Genomic DNA, 4,965 nt, shown 5'->3' on the forward strand with positions numbered 1-4,965 from the left:
TATCGACGCCCACGGCAGATAGGGACCAAACTGTCTCGCGACGTTCTGAACCCAGCTCACGTACCACTTTAATTGGCGAACAGCCAAACCCTTGGGACCTGCTCCAGCCCCAGGATGTGATGAGCCGACATCGAGGTGCCAAACGATTCCGTCGATATGAGCTCTTGGGAATCATCAGCCTGTTATCCCCGGCGTACCTTTTATCCGTTGAGCGATGGCCCTTCCACGAGGGACCACCGGATCACTATGACCGACTTTCGTCTCTGCTCGACTCGTCAGTCTCGCAGTCAGGCAGGCTTATGCCATTGCACTCTAACAGACGGTTTCCAACCGTCCTGAGCCTACCATCGCGCGCCTCCGTTACTCTTTAGGAGGCGACCGCCCCAGTCAAACTACCCGCCACAGAGGGTCCCTACACCGGATAACGGTGCGAGGTTAGATATCAGAAAACAGCAGGGTGGTATTTCACCTATGGCTCCATGTCAGCTGGCGCCGACACTTCAAAGCCTCCCACCTATGCTACACAACTCTTTCCTAATACCACTCTGAAGCTGCAGTAAAGGTGCACGGGGTCTTTCCGTCTAACCGCGGGTACTCCGCATCTTCACGGAGAATTCAATTTCGCTGAGCATATCCTGGAGACAGTGGGGAAGTCGTTACGCCATTCGTGCAGGTCGGAACTTACCCGACAAGGAATTTCGCTACCTTAGGACCGTTATAGTTACGGCCGCCGTTTACTGGGGCTTCAATTCGGAGCTTGCACTCCTCCTCTTAACCTTCCAGCACCGGGCAGGCGTCAGACCCTATACGTCGTCTTGAAGCCGACTTAGCAGAGTCCTGTGTTTTTGATAAACAGTCGCTACCCCCTGGCCTGTGCCCCCCACCAAAAGTTGCCTTAAGATGGGGCCTCCTTCTTCCGAAGGTACGGAGGCAATTTGCCGAGTTCCTTCAGGATACTTCTCTCAAGCGCCTTGGTATACTCTACCTGACCACCTGTGTCGGTTTCGGGTACGGTCTATACGGTGGGGCTATTTCCTGGAACCTCTTCACTGCCCTCCCAATCCAATAAGGGAAAACAATTTACGAGATCCGTCACACACCACCAGGCCCACGAATATTAACGTGGTTCCCATCGACTACCCCCTTCGGGCTCGTCTTAGGGGCCGGCTCACCCTACGCTGATTAGCATTGCGTAGGAACCCTTGGTCTTTCGGCGACAGGGTATCTCACCCTGTTAGTCGCTACTCATGTCAGCATTCGCACTTCCGATACGTCCAGAGTCGGTTACCCTCCTCCTTCACTCGCTTACGGAACGCTCCGCTACCGCTGCAGTAAACTGCAACCCTAAGCTTCGGTGCATATCTTTAGCCCCGTTACATCTTCGCCGCAGGAACCCTTATTTAGACCAGTGAGCTGTTACGCTTTCTTTAAAGGATGGCTGCTTCTAAGCCAACCTCCTGGTTGTTTTGGGATTCCCACATGCTTTCCCACTTAGATATGACTTGGGGACCTTAGCTGTAGGTTAGGGCTGTTTCCCTTTTGACGACGGACCTTAGCACCCGCCGTCTGTCTGCCAGACAAGACTCGATGGTATTCGGAGTTTGGTTAGGTTTGGTACCGCTCGCGCAGCCCTAGCCCATCCAGTGCTCTACCCCCATCGGCATACATCTGACGCTCTACCTCAATAGATTTCGCGGAGAACCAGCTATTTCCCGGCTTGATTGGCCTTTCACCCCTAAACACAAGTCATCCGATAATTTTTCAACATTAAACGGTTCGGTCCTCCAGTGCGTGTTACCGCACCTTCAACCTGCTCATGCCTAGATCGCCGGGTTTCGGGTCTAATCCAACATACTCAGTCGCCCTATTCAGACTCGCTTTCGCTTCGCCTACACCTAACGGCTTAAGCTCGCATGCTAGATTAAGTCACTGACCCATTATGCAAGAGGTACGCTGTCACCCCCTAAAGAGGCTCCAACTGCTTGTAAGCATCCGGTTTCAGGTACTGTTTCACTCCCCTAATCGGGGTGCTTTTCACCTTTCCCTCACGGTACTGTGTTCGCTATCGGTCATGTACGAGTATTTAGGCTTAGAGGGTGGTCCCCCTATGTTCAGACAGGATTTCACGTGTCCCGCCCTACTCAAGTCCTTCATCATCACTTTCGCATACGGGACTGTCACCCGCTATGGTCACACTTTCCAGAGTGTTCTGCTAGTTGAAATGAAGGCACTGGCCTGGTCCCGGTTCGCTCGCCACTACTACGGGAATCTCTGTTGATGTCTTTTCCTCCGGGTACTGAGATGTTTCAGTTCCCCGGGTTCGCTTCACCAAGCCTATTTTATTCAGCTCGGTGATACCTTATCCACCTCGCCCAGGCAGCCCGAAAGCCAACTGGAAGAAATGGTGAAGGTGGGTTTCCCCATTCGGAAATCGCCGGATCAAAGTTTGCTCACAACTCCCCGACGCTTATCGCAGCGTGCCACGTCCTTCATCGCCTGTACATGCCAAGGCATCCACCAAATGCTCTTACCTCACGCTTGAGAATCCACACCATCAACGTCAGGCCTGCATAAAACCTGAGCGCTTGAAGACGGTGGGAGAAATTATCTCAGCCAGATAATCAATTTGATTGATTTGTGATGCACGATCGCCGGCACAGACCAAAGTCTGCCCGTTACAATCCATGCGCCACGGCATCGATTTAAAAACCCATTCACAATGTCAAAGATCGGCAAATCCCATGCAAAACATGGCGACCGCCTCACCCTGCCTCCAATCGCTTGGGGCGGGGATCAGTTTTCGTTTCATCTATCGGATTGTGCGCGCTGACCAAAGCCGCGCCGCACCATGTGTACCTGGTGGAGCCTATCGGGATCGAACCGATGACCCCCTGCTTGCAAAGCAGGTGCTCTCCCAGCTGAGCTAAGGCCCCTTAAGGTAATGGTGGGCCTGAGTGGATTCGAACCACTGACCTCACCCTTATCAGGGGTGCGCTCTAACCAACTGAGCTACAGGCCCACACCACCGCATCCGGCCGCCATTCCCGAAGGAACAGGCTGCCGCAAACGGGCGCGAGCCGGCTCAGGCACACAACTCACAACACTTCTGTGCTGCAAGCTGCATCCGATTGATGAAAGGACATGAGGACGACGGCAATGTTCTTTGGAAGCCACGAAGCTCTTCCCAGGACAAGCCCAGGCGCTTTCGTGAATATCCTTAGAAAGGAGGTGATCCAGCCGCAGGTTCCCCTACGGCTACCTTGTTACGACTTCACCCCAGTCGCTGAACCCACCGTGGTCAGCTGCCTCCTTGCGGTTAGCGCACTGCCTTCGGGTGAATCCAACTCCCATGGTGTGACGGGCGGTGTGTACAAGGCCTGGGAACGTATTCACCGCGGCATGCTGATCCGCGATTACTAGCGATTCCGCCTTCATGCCCTCGAGTTGCAGAGGACAATCCGAACTGAGACATCTTTTGGAGATTAGCGCATCCTTGCGGAATAGCTGCCCACTGTAGATGCCATTGTAGCACGTGTGTAGCCCAGCCTGTAAGGGCCATGAGGACTTGACGTCATCCCCACCTTCCTCCGGCTTATCACCGGCAGTTTCCTTAAAGTGCCCAACTTAATGATGGCAACTAAGGACGAGGGTTGCGCTCGTTGCGGGACTTAACCCAACATCTCACGACACGAGCTGACGACAGCCATGCAGCACCTGTCACTAGGTCCCCGAAGGGAAGAAATCTGTCTCCAGAAGTCGTCCTAGGATGTCAAAGGCTGGTAAGGTTCTGCGCGTTGCTTCGAATTAAACCACATGCTCCACCGCTTGTGCAGGCCCCCGTCAATTCCTTTGAGTTTTAATCTTGCGACCGTACTCCCCAGGCGGATAACTTAATGCGTTAGCTGCGCCACCCAGATTCCATGAACCCGGACAGCTAGTTATCATCGTTTACGGCGTGGACTACCAGGGTATCTAATCCTGTTTGCTCCCCACGCTTTCGCACCTCAGCGTCAATACTTGTCCAGCGAGTCGCCTTCGCCACTGGTGTTCTTCCGAATATCTACGAATTTCACCTCTACACTCGGAATTCCACTCGCCTCTCCAAGATTCTAGCTTCCCAGTTTCAAGGGCAGTTCCGGGGTTGAGCCCCGGGATTTCACCCCTGACTTAAAAAGCCGCCTACGTGCGCTTTACGCCCAGTAATTCCGAACAACGCTAGCTCCCTCCGTATTACCGCGGCTGCTGGCACGGAGTTAGCCGGAGCTTATTCTCCCGATACTGTCATTATCATCTCGGGTAAAAGAGCTTTACAACCCTAAGGCCTTCATCACTCACGCGGCATTGCTGGATCAGGCTTTCGCCCATTGTCCAATATTCCCCACTGCTGCCTCCCGTAGGAGTCTGGGCCGTGTCTCAGTCCCAGTGTGGCTGATCATCCTCTCAGACCAGCTATGGATCGTCGCCTTGGTAGGCCTTTACCCCACCAACTAGCTAATCCAACGCGGGCCCATCTAAAGGCGATAAATCTTTGGTCCGAAGACATTATCCGGTATTAGCTCAAATTTCTCTGAGTTATTCCGAACCTAAAGGCAGGTTCCCACGCGTTACGCACCCGTGCGCCACTAGACCCGAAGGTCTCGTTCGACTTGCATGTGTTAGGCATGCCGCCAGCGTTCGTTCTGAGCCAGGATCAAACTCTCAAGTTGTGTCACACACCAAATCAGCATGAGGAAAAACCCCACCAACCAATCCGGCATGAGCTGCAAGGAGCCAATACCTGCACTGTCAAACGTAATGGATACGAATGAACATGCTTGACATACACGCAACCGTGGTGGTCACGCATATGCGGCATCGGCTTAAATAACCGGTACCCGGAGCCTTGAGGTCCCCGGACCGGGCGCCGTCGCCCACATGTCCCTTCATCAAAAAACAACAATGTCAAAGAACCACCAGACACTAATA

1 protein-coding gene, 2 tRNA genes and 2 rRNA genes are annotated in these 4,965 nt (G+C 53.5%); all 5 read right to left on the reverse strand.

Translation table 11 applies throughout. From position 1 onward, the window contains the following. Positions 1 to 2,541 (reverse strand): 23S ribosomal RNA (locus QUA00_RS36175); the annotation flags it as partial. A gap of 316 nt (positions 2,542 to 2,857) precedes the next feature. Next, positions 2,858 to 2,933, reverse strand: a tRNA-Ala gene (locus tag QUA00_RS36180). A 9-nt stretch (positions 2,934 to 2,942) separates the two neighbouring features. Further along, a tRNA-Ile gene (locus QUA00_RS36185) sits at positions 2,943 to 3,019 on the reverse strand. Beyond that, positions 3,010 to 3,174, reverse strand: a complete 165-nt coding sequence (locus tag QUA00_RS36190; RefSeq protein ID WP_333154394.1) for a hypothetical protein — start codon at positions 3,172 to 3,174, stop codon at positions 3,010 to 3,012. Before QUA00_RS36190 ends, QUA00_RS36185 begins: the two co-directional genes overlap by 10 nt. Positions 3,175 to 3,221: 47 nt before the next feature. Beyond that, positions 3,222 to 4,706, reverse strand: a 16S ribosomal RNA gene (locus tag QUA00_RS36195). Between the last annotated feature and the right edge of the window lie 259 nt (positions 4,707 to 4,965).

It is taken from the genome of Microcoleus sp. T2B6, assembly GCF_036700475.1.
GTDB lineage: Bacteria > Cyanobacteriota > Cyanobacteriia > Cyanobacteriales > Microcoleaceae > Microcoleus.